The organism is Mycobacterium asiaticum (assembly GCF_001673315.1).
Lineage (GTDB): Bacteria > Actinomycetota > Actinomycetes > Mycobacteriales > Mycobacteriaceae > Mycobacterium > Mycobacterium asiaticum_B.
The window spans coordinates 239,001-253,495 of record NZ_LZLQ01000015.1 but is presented as its reverse complement, the minus strand read 5'-3'; the positions used below and the strand labels follow the sequence as shown (position 1 = coordinate 253,495).

Sequence of the window (14,495 nt, the reverse complement as noted above, 5' to 3'; positions counted from 1 at the left end):
GTCACGACGCGTGCAACCCGCATTCCGTCTTGGCCATGCCCTGCCAGCGTCCGCTGCGTGGATCGGCGCCCTCGACCGGCTTAACCGTGCAGGGCGCGCACCCGATCGACGGATAGCCTTCGCTGACCAGCGGATTGACCAGAACATCGTGCTCGGCGATGTAGTCGTCCATGTCCTGGTCGGACCATGCCGCCAGCGGGTTGATCTTCACCAGTTTGAACGCCTCGTCGAATCCGATCAGCGGGGCGTTGGCGCGGGTGGGTGCATCCACCCGGCGCAGGCCGGTGACCCACGCCGAATACCCGCGCAGCGCCTTGCCCAGCGGAACCACTTTGCGTAGCCGGCAGCATTCACCGGGGTTTCGAGCGAACAAGTCCTTGCCCAGCAGCTTGTCCTGTTCGGCCACCGTCTGTTCGGGGGTGACGTTGACAACCCTGATGTCGTAGACGGATTCGATCGCATCGCGAGTACCGATGGTTTCCACGAAGTGGTAGCCGGTATCCAGGAACATCACTGGCACACCCGGGCGCACCTTGGCGGCGAGATCCACCAGGACGGCGTCCTGCATGTTCGAGGCCACGACGTAATTGCACGTCGCCCACCCGCGGGGTCCGTTGACGTTGCCGAAATGCTCTTCCGTCCACTGCAGCAACTCGGTGGCGTTGGCGCCCTGAAGCTCGGCGGCACCGCGCGCGGCCAACTCCCGCAACTGGTCCTCGGTCAACGTGGTCGCCTCAGTCATCTCAGGTCGTCCTCCTCGGCCCGGATTGCCCACTGCGCGAAGCGTTCACCCTCGTTGCGATGCTTGACGAAGTTGCGCGCCACCCGCTCGATGTAATCGCCCAGCTCATCGCTGGTGACCTTGTGCTGACGCAGTTTTCGCCCGAATCCGCTATCCAGCCCGAGGCTGCCGCCCAAGTGGACTTGGAAGCCCTCGACCGAGTTGCCATCACCGTCGTCAACCATCTGACCTTTGAATCCGATGTCGGCGACTTGAATTCGCGCACACGAGTTGGGGCAGCCGTTGATGTTGATCGTGATCGGCACATCGAGGTCGGCGTTGATGTCCTCGAGCCGGCTTTCCAACTCGGGCACCAGCGACTGTGACCGGACCCGGGTGTCGGCAAACGACAATTTGCAGAATTCGATTCCAGTGCACGCCATCAGGTTTCGGCGCCAGTGCGAAGGCCGCGTCTGCAGGCCGAGTGCATCCAAGCCGGCGATCGTCTCGTCCAGCTTCTCGTCCGGAACGTCGAGAATGACCAGTTTCTGGTACGGGGTGAACCGGATCCGGTCCGACCCGGCCCGCTCCGCCAGCACGGCAACGGCGGTCAGAATGCTGCCGGAGACCCGCCCGGCGATGGGGGATGCCCCAATGGCGTTGAGCCCGTTCTTGGTTCGTTGTACACCGACGTGATCGACCGGATGGGTGGTCGGTGTCGGCGCGGGGCCGTCGATCAATTTGCGCTTGAGGTACTCCGTTTCGAGAACTTCCCGGAATTTCTCGACACCCCAGTCCTTGACCAGGAACTTCAGCCGCGCCTTGGCTCGCAGCCGGCGATAGCCGTAGTCACGGAAAATCGAGGTCACCGCTGCCCACACCTCGGGCACCTCGTTCAGCGGCACCCAGGCGCCGAGGCGCTGAGCCAGCATCGGGTTGGTGGACAGGCCGCCGCCGACCCACAGGTCCAGGCCCGGTCCGTGCTCAGGATGGTTGACGCCGATGAACGCGATGTCGTTGATCTCGTGTGCGACGTCCTGCAGGCCCGAGATGGCGGTCTTGTACTTGCGCGGCAGGTCGGCGAAATCCGGCTTGCCGATGTAGCGGCGCGCGATCTCGTCGATCGCCCAGGTCGGGTCGAGCACCTCGTCGAGCGACTCGCCGGCCAGCGGGGAGCCCAGGATCACGCGGGGGCAGTCACCGCAGGCCTCAGCGGTCTGAAGGCCGACCGCCTCCAGGCGCCGCCATATCTCGGGAACGTTCTCCACCTCGATCCAGTGGTACTGGACGTTCTCGCGGTCAGAGATGTCGGCCGTGTCGCGGGCGAATTCGGTGGAGATCTCGCCCAGGGTGCGCAGCGCGGCGGTCGTGATGGCGCCACCGTCGCAGCGCACCCGCATCATGAAGTACCGGGCTTCGAGCATGTCCATGTTGTCGTCACCGGTGAATGAGCCGTCGTAACCCTGCTCGCGCTGGGTGTACAGACCCCACCAGCGGAAGCGCCCGCGCAGGTCGCCCTTCTCGATGCTGTCGAAACCGTTCTTGGCGTAGATGTTCTCGATGCGTTCCCGCACCTCGAGCGGCGCTCCGGCCTGCTTCATCTCTTCGTTGCCGTTGAGCGGCTCGCGATTGCCCAGCGCCCACTGACCCTCATTGCGAGGTGCCTTGGCGGGACGTGCTGTGGTCATTCGGGGATCTCCTTCGCGAACATGCCGACTGGAACGCGCGCAGCACACCGTTGATTCCGGCGGCGCAGATCCGGCAGCCAGCAGGTGGAACGGGTGGGCTGGGTCTACGACATCAAGGCAGACAGCAACAGCTGCAAACGCGCTTGAGGTCGATATGCCGCCGCGCCACCAGCGCTACGCGCAGGTTCGAATTGGCGGCGGTCACGGGTGCCATTCTGCCATGGATCGGGCGCAACGACGCTACCAGGTAAAATTTCGTCTCACGCTGATTAAAAGTACCCAGGCAAGCTGGGTACTCGGGCAAACAAAACCGGGAATAACCTGGCAAAACTGCTCTCGCGGGGCTGTCGTGCCAAGATTTGGCCATGGTTCCTGTTCAGGCCGCAGTAGATCTGCCGGCGATGCGGCCAACGCCCGGTCAACCGCTCGGGCTCTACGTGCACGTGCCGTTCTGCATCACACGCTGCGGCTACTGCGACTTCAACACATACACCCCCGCGGAGCTGGGCGGGGTCAATCCGGACGGCTGGCTGCAGGCACTGCGCACCGAACTCGAGCTGGCCAGCGCCCGGCTGGATGGACCGTCCTTGGACACCGTGTTCGTCGGCGGCGGAACGCCGTCACTGCTGGGTGGGGCGCGGCTGACCACGTTGCTCGACATGGTGCGGGAGCATTTCCCGTTGGCGCCTGACGCCGAGATCACGACCGAAGCCAACCCGGAGTCCACCTGGCCGGAATTTTTCGAGGAGATCCGGTCGGCCGGCTATACGCGTGTGTCGCTCGGCATGCAGTCGGTGGTGCCGCAGCTGCTCGGGGTGCTGGACCGGGTGCACACCCCGAACCGGTCGGCGTCGGCGGCTCGCGAGGCACTCGAGTTGGGTTTCGAGCACGTCAGCCTGGATCTCATCTATGGCACCCCCGGCGAGTCCGATGACGATCTGCTGCGGTCGGTGGATACGGCGATCGAGACGGGCGTCGACCATGTGTCTGCGTACGCGCTGGTGGTCGAGGAGGGCACCGCATTGGCCGGGCGGGTCCGTCGCGGTGAGCTGGCCGCACCCGACAACGATGTGCTGGCCCGCCGCTACGAGCTGGTCGACGAGCGCCTGCAGGCGGCCGGCCTGACCTGGTACGAGGTGTCCAACTGGGCGCGGCCCGGCGGTGAATGCCGCCACAATCTCGGCTACTGGGCGGGTGGCCAATGGTGGGGCGCCGGACCCGGAGCGCACGGCTACATCGGCGCGACTCGCTGGTGGAATGTCAAGCACCCCAACGCGTATGCGGAACTGTTGGCTGGCGCGGCCCTACCGGTATCCGGCTTCGAGCAACTCGGCGCCGAAGCACTGCACACCGAAGAGGTGATGCTGCAGATCCGGCTGCGCCACGGGCTACCGATGAGCCGGCTGCACCCCGCCGAGCGCGAGCGCGCGGACGTGGCCGTGGCGGACGGTTTGCTGATTGCGCAGGACGACGTGCTGATCCTGACCGACCGCGGTAGATTGCTCGCCGATGCGGTCGTGCGGATGCTGTTGGACTAGAAGGGGTTTCAGTTCGCCTGAAACCATTGCCCGATGACGCGCGCAATTTCAATGTAGAGCGGAATGCCGATGGTCACGTTGTAGGAGAACGTCAGCCCCAGTGATGCTGCCAACGGCAACGTCGGGCTGGCTTCGGGGATGGCAAGTCGATGCACGGCTGGCACGGCGATGTAAGACGCTGCGCCGCAGAGCACCGCGAACAGCACATAGGTTCCTGGTTTGAAGTCGGCGTGGGTGAGGGCCGCATAGCCGTGCGCCACGAAAATTCCCAATGTCGCAAACAGATTAGGCGCCAACAGACCGAAGAAGATGAATCCGCGCCCCGCCGATCGCAGGTCCCGCAGCTTGCGGGATGCCGTCATGCCCATTTCGAGCAGGAACAGCGCCAGAACACCCTGGAAGGCCGTGACGAAGAAGGCGTCGTCGTCATGGACCACCTTCTCGCCCTGCAGTCCACTGACGAGGCCGATGATGATCCCACCTACGAGCAGGCACAGCCCGGGGTTGAGGAAGACCTCCTGTAGCAGTTCCCGCGAGAACAGCCTCGACTTCTTGGCCGCATCCCGGCCCCCGTCGTCGCAATCCCGGTCGTCGTGTTCCCGCTTCTCCAGCGATAATTCGAGTTCCTGCTCGATCTCGCGGTGTCGACTTTCGACGCTGCGGCCATCCGGGGGCCTCGCGACCGTGCCGGGTCCGATACCGACCCGGACGCGGTAACCGGGCTCGTCGGGCATGTTCCCGGCTTCGTCCATGCCGCGGTGTCGTAGCCGCGCCACCAGGTAGAGCGCCACCAGGCAGCCCGGAACCTCCATGACGGCCAGCATGACCGGCATGTAGGCGTTGAAGGCGATGCCGATGCTGGTGAGTACGGCTACGCAGGTGGCAAATGTTCCAGCTGAATCCGACCCGTAATACCCGGCGACCGTGGCCCTGTCGACTCGTCGCATCCTGGTCGTATAGCGAAGGAGGTAGTACGCGACGGCTCCGATGAGGAAGTTCAACACGAATCCCATCACCATGAAGCCGACGATGACGCCGACGCTCGACGGTTCGATTTTGGCGAGTTCCTCACCCCCGTGCCAACCGATCGCCAGCAGCAGGTACATGGTCAAACCCTGGTAGATCACATACGGAAATTCGAAGCGCACCTTCAAGATTGGGATCAGGAATCCGAAGTAGAAGAACAGCAGCAGCGGCTTGAACAGGTTGTGCGTGAAATTTTCCCAGAACTCGTGCAGCATCTAGTACCTCCCGAGCGTCATGCGGCGACTTGCAGGAAGTCCTGACCGCCAAGGCATTCCAGGCGAGCACGAACATCCCAGATAACGCTGAGAATCTAACTTGAGGTTTTGTCGAGCTGCCACTCAGAAATGCTGCGGAAGGCGCAATTTCGGGTTGGTTTTCGGGCTCGTTCGGGCAACGAAACGCCGACGTAACGGGTGAGATCCATAACGGCGCTGGCTATAGCGTTTTGGCCGCGAACAGTATGTATTAAGTACCAATTAGCTGTTAGTTCGCTGGGACAAAAGCATCGCGTCAGCGAACTGAGGAGAGGCGAGATGTCTGGGCACCGATGTCCTTTTTCCGGTGCGTAACAGAGCGCCACCCGGCCGGCGAGTAGTGCGTGGTGATTTCTTCGAAGCCGTCGACTGTGCGGACGGTGAGCACACCGGTCTCATGGTTGATCATCAGGTTCTCAGACTCACCCTTGATTTCCTCACCGTCGGTCGTCCGGATGACGAACATGGCTGACCCCCCCATTGCTCTGCTGTCTCGTGTTGCGTGCTTGGTAGCTCGGATCGTAAAAGTGGGCGGGGATCCGGGCTCGTCGGGTAGGAGGCCGGCGGGTGAAAGCTTTGGAAACGTTTGGAACTAGCGGTGGACCGAGAGTCCTGGCGTCCGACTGTTCACCCAGTGGGTCTGCTCAGGCGGCCGGTGTGAGATCCACCTGCGGTGTCGTCGCGGGCGCGGGAACGGCGAGGGGGGCGAGCGCTCGGGAGTAGGTTAGGCTACATTTACTTCTGTGATGGAGGCCGGCGTCGGGACGAGTTCTGTCAGCACTGCGTCGCTGAACGTGCCTCTGCCCGCCGGGGCCGACCCGAGTGATCTGGCCGCCGAACTGGCAGCTGTGCTGGTCGAGCCGACAGGCGAGGAATATCTGCTCTACGAGCACGACGGGGAATGGCTGCTGGCCCTGGGCGTGCAGGCAATGGTCGAACTGGACAGCGACGAACTGCGGGTCATCCGCGATGGAGTCACCCTGCGCCAGCAGTGGTCGGGGCGGCCCGCGGCCGTCCTGGGCGAGGCCGTTGACCGCTTGCTACTGGAGACCGACCGGGCGTTCGGCTGGGTGGCATTCGAATTCGGCGTGTACCGGTATGGACTGCAGCAGAAGTTGGCGCCGCATACCCCGCTGGCGCGCGTCTTCTGGCCGCGCACCTGCATCGTGATCACCCAGGACGGGGTCTGCCTTTCCGGAGCGGGGACGCGCGAGCGACAGGCACTCGAGCGGCTGCTCAGTGCTGGAGTGCGCGAGGTGCCGCCGTCGCGTCTGCTGGACTTGTCCGTCGACCCGTCCGAGTACCGCCGTCGGGTCGCCGTCGCCGTCGGCGAGATCGTCAACGGCGACTACCACAAGGTGATCCTGTCCCGCTCTGTCGAAGTGCCCTTCGCGCTGGACTTTCCGTCCACCTACCGACTGGGCCGTCGCCACAACACGCCGGTGCGGTCATTCCTCTTGCGGCTCGGCGGTATTCGGGCACTGGGTTACAGTCCGGAACTGGTCACCGCTGTACAGCCGGACGGCTTGGTGGTCACCGAACCGCTAGCCGGCACCCGCGCGCTGGGCCGTGGCCCGTTGCATGACCGCCAAGCGCGAGACGATCTGGAGTCGAACTCCAAAGAGATTGTCGAGCACGCTATTTCGGTCCGTACCTCGCTGCAGGAGATCGCCGAGATCGCCGAACCCGGGACGGCGGCCGTCACCGACTTCATGGCGGTGCGTGAGCGTGGCAGTGTGCAACATCTCGGTTCGACCATCACCGGCCGGTTGGATCCGGCCAGTGATCGGATGGACGCGTTGGAGGCACTCTTCCCGGCGGTCACTGCGTCGGGAATCCCGAAAGCAGACGGGGTAGACGCGATCCTGCGCCTCGACGAGGGTCCGCGCGGACTTTATTCCGGCGCCGTGGTGATGTTCTCCGCCGACGGTGGGCTGGACGCGGCGCTGACCCTGCGCGCAGCCTACGAACGTGACGGGCGAACCTGGCTGCGGGCGGGTGCCGGAATCATCGAAGCCTCCGATCCTGAGCGGGAATTCGAGGAAACCTGCGAGAAGCTGTCGACCCTGGCGCCCTATCTGATCGAGCGGCGACCGGACGCCTAGGCGGGACGGCTCAAGGTACCGGCGCCGGCGACCGTGGCCGAAGCGGACGTGCCCGTACGAACGTCGGCCACCAGAACCACGGACCAAGTATCCGCATGACGCACGGCACCACGAACGAACGCACGATCAACGTGTCGAGTAGCAGGCCGATACATACCGTCGAACCCACCTGGCCGATCGTGCGGAGATCGCTGGTCAGCATGGCCAGCATGGTGAACGCGAATACCAGACCCGCAGACGTCACCACGCCGCCGGTACTGCCGAGCGCGCGGATCAGGCCGGTATTCAAGCCGGCGTGGATCTCCTCCTTCACCCGGGCGATCAACAACAGGTTGTAGTCCGATCCCACCGCGACCAGGATGATGAATGTCAGCGGCAGCACCAACCAGTGCAGGTGCAGGCCGATGAGGTGTTGCCACACGAGTATGGACAGCCCGAACGCCCCAGCGTAGGAGAACGCCACCGTACCCGGAATTACCAAGGCGGCCACCAGACTTCGTGTGAGGAACATCATGATCAAGAAGATGAGCACGAAGGCGGCTATGGCTGCGATGAGCAGATCCGATGCCGCGTATTCCTTGATGTCCTTGTCATTGGACCCCGAGCCGCCGATATAGACCCGCGCGCCCGCCAGCGATGTTTCCTTCAACGCCGTGGTGATCGCTTCGGGGAATGCTTCGACATGTTCCACGCCTTCGGGCCCCATGGCGTCACCTTCATGAGTGACGATGAACCGTGCCGCCTTGCCGTCCGGTGACATCATCAGCGTCATACCGACTTTGACGTCCTCGTTCTCGAAACCCTCTCTGGGGATGTAGAAGAAGTCGTCGCTGCGGGACCGATCGAAGTCGAGGCCGACGTTGATCATGTCGTCAAAGGTCTGGTCGGTCTGGATGGACTGCAGATCGGCTGAACCGTAGGTGTTGACCAGCAGTGCCTGTAACGCCATGGTGTCGTCCCGCATGATCTTCATCTGCGTGATCATCTGCGGGAGCAGCCGGTCGATGACTTCGAGAGAGCCGACCGCGTCCTTGATATCGGCGGCCATTTTGTCGATGCCGTCGAGCGCGTCGAACAACGACCTGAATGCCCAGCACACCGGGATGTCGAAACAGTGTCGCTCCCAATAGAAGTAGCTGCGGAGCGGCCGGAAGAAATCGTCGAGATTGGAGAGTTCCTCGTCCAACTCCATGGTGACCCGTTGCATGTCCTCCATCGTGAGCACGGTCTGGTGCATCTCGTCGGACATGTGCTGGAAAAGGTTGATCAACCGATCGAGCACCTCGACGGTGTTCGCCTGAATCTTTGCCTGCTGGTCGGTGTTGGCGTTCTGCTCCCTGTTGAACGGAAGTTGCTGGCCGTTCCCGCTTCCTTGCGTGGTGAACAGATAGGGCAGGGTGGCATGCTCCAATGCCCTGCCCAAGGGTCTGGTGATGCTCTGCACCATCGCGACGCCGTGCAGTCGAATGAGCGCCTTCGCCACTCGGTCCAGCGAGATGAAATCTGCGGAATTCCGCATGTCGTGGTCGGTTTCGACCATCAGCATCTCCGAGAACAGCTTGCTCTTGGAGAAGTGCCGGTCCGCCGCGGCGAAGCCCTGGTTGGCGGGCGCGTCGGCCGGCTGGTAGGCGCGGTCGTCGTAATTCATCTGATAGGTCGGCACGAAGACCGCCCCGATCATGACCACGGCAGCACTCGCCGCCAGGATCGGCACCGGCCACCGCACCACGCTTGCGCCGATCCGGCGATACAGACGTGCCTTGACCTTTTTCTTCGGGTCGAACATCCCGAACAGGCTGCCTACCGTCAACAGCGCCGGGCCGAGGGTCAGCGCGGCCGCGATGGTGAAGAGCATGGTGATGGCCACGGCGGGCCCCATGGTGTGGAAGTAGTTGAGCCGGGCCAGCGTCAAGCAGTAGCATGCTCCCGCGATGGTGAGGCCGGAGCCGATAATGATCGGCGCTACACCGCGATACGCGGTGTAGAACGCGTCCTCTCTGCTTTCACCGGCCAGTCGAGCCTCGTGATAGCGGCCCATCAGGAAGATGCCGTAATCCGTCCCCGCGCCCAGGGTCAGGGCGATCACGATGTTGACGGCGAATGACGACAGCTCGATGTATCCCAAATGTCCAAGGGTCGCAACGATTCCCTTCGCGACAAGCATTTCGATCAACACCCCGGCCAGTGGCACCAGCAGCGTGCCGAGGGACCGGTAGACCAATAGCAGCATCGCAATGATCAGGAAGATGGTCACTATGGTGACGTTGTTCAGGCTCGCGTTGGCGATGGTCAGGGTGTCGGATGCGAGCGGCGCGGCGCCGCTGACGTAAACCTTGAGCCCAGGCGGGGGCTCGTCCTTCTTGACGATGTCCCGGACTGCGTCGACGGACTCGTTCGCCTGTATCTGGCCGATGTCCCCGGCGAGGCGCAGCAGTACGTAAGTGGCCTTGCCGTCGACGCTTTGGGCCCCGGCCGACGTGATCGGCTTTCCCCACAGGTCCATCACGTACTGGACGTGCTTGGTGTCCCGTTTGAGCCGGCGCATCAAATCGTCGTAGTAACGGTGGTCCTGGTCACCCAGTGGCCGGTTGGCTTCGAACACGACCATCGTCAGGCTGGTCGAGGTTGACTCGCGGAACTTCTCCCCGATTCGCAGCATCGACCGCTGGGAAGGCGCGTAGTGCGGGACCATCGGTCCCGCGAGTTCCTCGGCGACTTTTTCGACTTGGGGCATGAACGTGTTCGTTGTGATGGCGACCAAAGCCCAGAAGACAATGATCGGTATCGCCAGTGCGCGAACAGCTCTCGGAATGAAGGGCCGCTTCGCCCGATGCTCACTCATGCCGATTTCACCCGGCAGATGACATCCGCATTCTCGTGGATGGTGGACTGCTCATCGCGTACTACGCCGTTGACCAGTATTCGGCAGCCGACCTGGCCGCCGCGAGTGTGCGCCGAGACACTGCCCGAAACCACGGTGAGCGTGGTCGTTTCGGTGTGCGACCACGGCAATGTCGAAAAATCGAACTGATGCGGATGCCCGTCGATGTCTACGTACACCAATTTTCCGCCGTCCCCGGTCGAGCCGAACACCTCGTAGGTGAGCTGTTTGGTGGTGGACTGCTCAGGGGCCTGCGGTCCGTTGACCGTGATGACCGGGGCGGGCGCCGACATCTGATGCACCTTCCACATGCCCAGCACACCGACTCCCACCGCAATGACGGCGACCAACGGCATCCAGACCCGCGCCAGGACGGTTCGCACAGTGAAACGAGGGCTCATGGGATCACCTCTTTACTTTCTTGAGGCGTCGTTTCAGCCGTACGCCGCCGAGCAGGCGAAGGGCCAGGCTGGTGGAGGTCAGCATGGGAATGACACCGAGGAATGTCCGCTCCGAGGGCGTCGCGCCGTGCAGGTGTTCAAGGCTGCCGAACACGAAGAAGCAGCCCAGCATGAAGAGGGTGCCTGGTATCGACAGTGCCAGCACCGATCCGCGATCGGCGACGACCTGTTTCGCGTAGTCCCACTCCTGCTCCGACATCGGTTCGCGGTGGCGCAATTTACGCAATACCGCGTTCGCGCTGCCCAGTTGTTCACCCACCGCGGTGGTCGGACGCGTGCTGAGCCGTCGGACGTAGACCGCAGCACAGAAAGCCAGCACCAACACCAGGGCCAGGGACAACAGCGTCAAACCGCCGTACAAACCTAAATCTGTCACCGCCCAGTTCTTCCGCTCGGTCGTTGAATTTAGAGAACACTACCGTCTGCTATTGCGAGATCTCAATAAGGTATCTCAAGTCACATCGAGCAGAGTTTGACGTAGTTGTGGTGGACACCCGGCGCGCGGGAGATTACTGCGCGGCAAGCTGTGCGGCGATAGCCTTCTTGTCGATCTTGCCGATCGGCGTCACGGGCAGTTTCGGTAGTGTGACCAACTGGTCGAGCCGGGCGTGGGTGGCCACGCCCTGCTCGTCCAGATAGGCGTTCAGCTCCGCAAGAGTGACCGGCGGTCCACTGAAAACAACTGCTGCACAGACGCGTTCGCCCAAATCGGGGTCGGGGAGCGGCACGGCCGCCACTGACCAGATCGACGGATGGGTCAACAACTGCTCTTCGATGTCCTGGGCACTGATGGTTTCACCGCACCGGCAGATGACGTCCTTGACCCGCCCGGTGACCACCAGATACCCGTCGGCGCGCAGGTGTACCAGGTCCCCGCTGCGGTAAAAACCGTCGGGATCGAAGCTGCGCTCGTTCTCGCGGGCGGCGTGAAAGTAGCCGTTGAGGGTGTAGGGCCCGCGCGCCAGAAGTTCGCCTTCACCGCCCGGCCCGACCGGCACCCCCTCGGTGTCGACGATCCGCACTTCGTCCGCCGGGCTCAACGGGCGGCCCTGGGTATGATCGAGCAGGTCCGGCGGATCGTCGAGTCGGGTGAAGTTCAGCAACCCCTCGGCCATACCGAACACCTGTTGCAGACCCGGCGTCAGCGCTTCACGGACGTTGCGCGCATCCCCGGGCTCCAGCTTGGAACCGCCAACCTGTAACAGCCGTAATGACTTTGGCGTCACCGGTTCCCAGTCGCAGGCTTGGGCCCACAGCTTGGCCAACGCCGGCACCAATGCGGTGACGGTAACGCCGTGCCGCTCAATGGTGGCGAACGCCGCCTCCGGGCTCGGGTCATCGCTGAACACGACGGTGGCGCCGACACTCAGTGCGCCCAGGATGCCTGGGCACGCCAGGGGAAAGTTGTGCGCTGCCGGTAGCGCCACCAGGTACACGTCGGCGTCGGTGAGCCGGCACAGTTGCGCGCTGGCGGTGGCGTTGTAGACGTAGTCGTCGTGGGTGCGCGGAATCAACTTCGGCAGACCCGTGGTGCCGCCGGAGACCAGCAGCAGTGCGGGGCCGGCGGTGTCGACCTCGAGTTGCGGGGGAGTGTTGCTGGGCAGGTCCGTCCATGCCAGGAACGGACCGGGGGCGCCGTCGACGATGACGTGCCGCAGGTTCGGTTGCGCCGCAGCGAGGTGCTCAGCCATCGGGCGGTAGTCGAAGCCGGCGGCCGTATCGGCGACGATCAGCCCCACCGCGGCGCTGACCTGCGCGAAATGGGTAAGTTCCGCCAGCCGGTGCCCCGGTAGGCACATGACCGGGATGGCACCGGCGCGCAGCAGGCCGAACAGCGCGACGGCGAACCGGCAGGAGTTCGGCAATTGCAGCAGCACGCGGTCACCGGGCGAGATTGGCAGGGCGGCGAACCCGCCGGCCGCGAGGTCTGCCAGCCGATCCAGTTCGGCGTAGCTGAGGGTGTTGCCGGCATCCACCACGGCGATGCGATCGGGCCAGCGCGCGGCGGCCGTCCGCAGGATCGAGTCCAGGGGGCGGCCCGACCAATAGCCGGCCGCACGGTATGCGGTTGCCCGGTCTGCGGGAAAAGGCACGAACCCAGTCGGCGACGCCCCCGACGGGCCAGAGGTAACAGGCACTCGATAGCTCCCTCGGGGCGAGCGTGTGTGCCCCGCGAATATAGGGTAGCGTACAGAAAAGTTAGGACAGCCTGAGCTAAGCAGACGGAGGTGGGGGTCGTGCGCGACGCATCGTTCGCCGGCTTGCTGGCGGAGTGGTTGCGTCCGTGTTGCGAACCGGTCGTGTGGCGGTCGGCAGGTGCCGCGCGATGAGTGAGACCCTCGCGATCGTTGGCGCAGGCGCAAAGGCGGTGGCAGTGGCCGCGAAGGCGGCGGTGCTGCGCGAGATGGGCGAGGAAACCCCGGACGTCTTCGCTATCGAGCGATCTTCCGTCGCGGCCAACTGGATAGCCGGCGGTGGCTGGACCGACGGTCGGCAGCGGCTGGGTACCAGTCCTGAAAAAGACGTCGGCTTCCCTTATCGGTCGGCACTGGTGCCGGGGCGCAACGCCGAACTCGACGAGCGGATGATGCGCTGGAGCTGGCAGTCATACCTGGTCGCGACGGACCAATTCGTCGGCTGGGTCGACCGGGGGAGGCCAGCGCCGACGCACGACACCTGGGCTCGGTACCTGCGCTGGGTTGCCGACATGGTCAGCTTGAAAGTTGTTCGTGGCGAACTGATTCAGATGTCGGTGACCGGTCCGTACTGGAAGTTGCACACCCGCGACTCGCAGTTGTCCGCGGACACGGTGATGATCACCGGGCCGGGTCAGCCCCAGCGGTCGATCCTTTCCGGCGACCCGCGGATGTTGTCGATCTCGCAGTTCTGGGAGCGCACGTCATCGCACGACCGGATCGTCGCCGAGAAGGTCGCGGTGATCGGTGGGGGCGAGACCGCAGCATCGATGCTCAACGAGCTGTTTCATCATCGTGTTTCGACCATCACGGCGATCTCGCCGCAGGCAACGTTATTTACCCGGGGTGAGGGATACTTCGAGAATTCACTGTTCTCCGACCCCACGCACTGGCGAACCCTGACGCTGGCCGAACGGCGCGATTGCATTGCCCGTACCGACCGCGGCGTGTTCTCCTCGCGGGTGCAGGATCTGCTCCTTGCTGACGAGAGAATCAAGCATCTGCGCGGGCGCGTCGCGAATGTTGTTGACAGCCATGAACGAATCTGGATCACCCTGCACAGAGATCAGTGCGGTGAGCTCCTGGAAAGCGTGCACGATTTCGACCTGGTGATCGACGGATCCGGGGCAGACCCGCTGTGGTTCCTACCATTGCTGAGCCAGGATGCCTTGGACTCACTCGAGTTGGGGTTGGGCGGGCCGCTGACCAGTGAGCGGCTCGAGGAGTCGATCGGTCACGACCTGGCGGTTGACGGGGTCACCCCGAAACTGGTGTTGCCCAACCTGTCCGGCCTCAATGAAGGCCCGGGATTCCCGAACCTGAGCTGTCTGGGTTTGATGTCTGATCGGGTTCTCGGTGCCGAGCCCGCCGTTCACGGCAGTCCGCGGGGGAGAAGCGGTGAGTATCAATCCGTTTGACCGCGAAGATGGCACGTTCATCGTTCTGGTCAATGACGAAGCGCAGCACAGCCTCTGGCCGGCATTGACCGCGGTGCCGGCGGGCTGGCAAGTTGTCTTCGGCGAGGACACCCGCGCGAACTGCCTCGGGTATATCGAGCAGAACTGGACCGATCTGCGGCCGAAAAGTCTGCGGGAGGCGATGAACGTCGGCTAGCTTCGCGCTCGA

General features: G+C 63.7%; 13 protein-coding genes. 4 read left to right on the top strand and 9 right to left on the bottom strand.

Annotated features, from left to right (window positions below; translation table 11 throughout):
* Position 1: 1 nt before the first annotated feature.
* The 3 genes from A5636_RS02450 to A5636_RS27695 all read right to left on the bottom strand — a co-directional run bounded on the left by A5636_RS02450 (position 2) and on the right by A5636_RS27695 (position 2,623).
* Positions 2–742, bottom strand: coding sequence for a phosphoadenylyl-sulfate reductase (locus tag A5636_RS02450; protein WP_065157085.1), 741 nt, complete (start codon positions 740–742; stop codon positions 2–4).
* Positions 739–2,409, bottom strand: coding sequence for a nitrite/sulfite reductase (locus A5636_RS02445; protein WP_065157084.1), 1,671 nt, complete (start codon positions 2,407–2,409; stop codon positions 739–741). The genes A5636_RS02450 and A5636_RS02445 overlap by 4 nt, the downstream gene beginning before the upstream one ends.
* 112 nt (positions 2,410–2,521) lie before the next feature.
* Positions 2,522–2,623: an Ms4527A family Cys-rich leader peptide gene (locus A5636_RS27695; RefSeq protein WP_367592375.1), complete on the bottom strand. Its 102-nt coding sequence runs from the start codon at positions 2,621–2,623 to the stop codon at positions 2,522–2,524.
* A gap of 151 nt (positions 2,624–2,774) precedes the next feature.
* Between A5636_RS27695 and hemW the strand changes: the two genes are divergently transcribed.
* Entirely contained in the window at positions 2,775–3,947 is a 1,173-nt protein-coding gene (gene hemW, locus A5636_RS02440) for a radical SAM family heme chaperone HemW (RefSeq protein WP_065157083.1), read from the top strand.
* An 8-nt stretch (positions 3,948–3,955) separates the two neighbouring features.
* Here the strand turns inward: hemW and A5636_RS02435 are convergent, their stop codons facing one another.
* Positions 3,956–5,188, bottom strand: a complete 1,233-nt coding sequence (locus tag A5636_RS02435; RefSeq protein WP_065157082.1) for a sodium-dependent bicarbonate transport family permease — start codon at positions 5,186–5,188, stop codon at positions 3,956–3,958.
* A gap of 295 nt (positions 5,189–5,483) precedes the next feature.
* The gene (locus tag A5636_RS02430; RefSeq protein WP_065157081.1) at positions 5,484–5,693 is read right to left on the bottom strand and encodes a hypothetical protein; all 210 of its coding nucleotides are present in this window, start codon (positions 5,691–5,693) and stop codon (positions 5,484–5,486) included.
* Positions 5,694–5,973: 280 nt separating this feature from the next.
* Here A5636_RS02430 and A5636_RS02425 point away from each other — a divergent pair, with 280 nt between their 5' ends.
* Complete coding sequence (locus A5636_RS02425; RefSeq protein WP_437339790.1) at positions 5,974–7,332, top strand: salicylate synthase; 1,359 nt, start codon at positions 5,974–5,976, stop codon at positions 7,330–7,332.
* Between the two features lie 10 nt (positions 7,333–7,342).
* Here the strand turns inward: A5636_RS02425 and A5636_RS02420 are convergent, their stop codons facing one another.
* The 4 genes from A5636_RS02420 to A5636_RS02405 form a co-directional block, all read right to left on the bottom strand.
* Positions 7,343–10,174 (bottom strand): RND family transporter, encoded by a 2,832-nt coding sequence (locus tag A5636_RS02420; protein WP_065157079.1) that lies wholly within the window; start codon positions 10,172–10,174, stop codon positions 7,343–7,345.
* Positions 10,171–10,614 (bottom strand): MmpS family transport accessory protein, encoded by a 444-nt coding sequence (locus A5636_RS02415; RefSeq protein WP_155763505.1) that lies wholly within the window; start codon positions 10,612–10,614, stop codon positions 10,171–10,173. Before A5636_RS02415 ends, A5636_RS02420 begins: the two co-directional genes overlap by 4 nt.
* A 4-nt stretch (positions 10,615–10,618) precedes the next feature.
* Positions 10,619–11,050 (bottom strand): hypothetical protein, encoded by a 432-nt coding sequence (locus tag A5636_RS02410; protein ID WP_081287545.1) that lies wholly within the window; start codon positions 11,048–11,050, stop codon positions 10,619–10,621.
* Between the two features lie 133 nt (positions 11,051–11,183).
* Positions 11,184–12,812: a (2,3-dihydroxybenzoyl)adenylate synthase gene (locus A5636_RS02405; RefSeq protein WP_065157078.1), complete on the bottom strand. Its 1,629-nt coding sequence runs from the start codon at positions 12,810–12,812 to the stop codon at positions 11,184–11,186.
* A 188-nt stretch (positions 12,813–13,000) separates the two neighbouring features.
* On the opposite strand from A5636_RS02405, the gene mbtG reads away from it, so the two are divergent.
* Entirely contained in the window at positions 13,001–14,287 is a 1,287-nt protein-coding gene (gene mbtG, locus A5636_RS02400; RefSeq protein WP_065157186.1) for an NADPH-dependent L-lysine N(6)-monooxygenase MbtG, read from the top strand.
* Complete coding sequence (locus tag A5636_RS02395; RefSeq protein ID WP_065157077.1) at positions 14,268–14,483, top strand: MbtH family protein; 216 nt, start codon at positions 14,268–14,270, stop codon at positions 14,481–14,483. The genes mbtG and A5636_RS02395 overlap by 20 nt, the downstream gene beginning before the upstream one ends.
* Positions 14,484–14,495 lie beyond the last annotated feature (12 nt).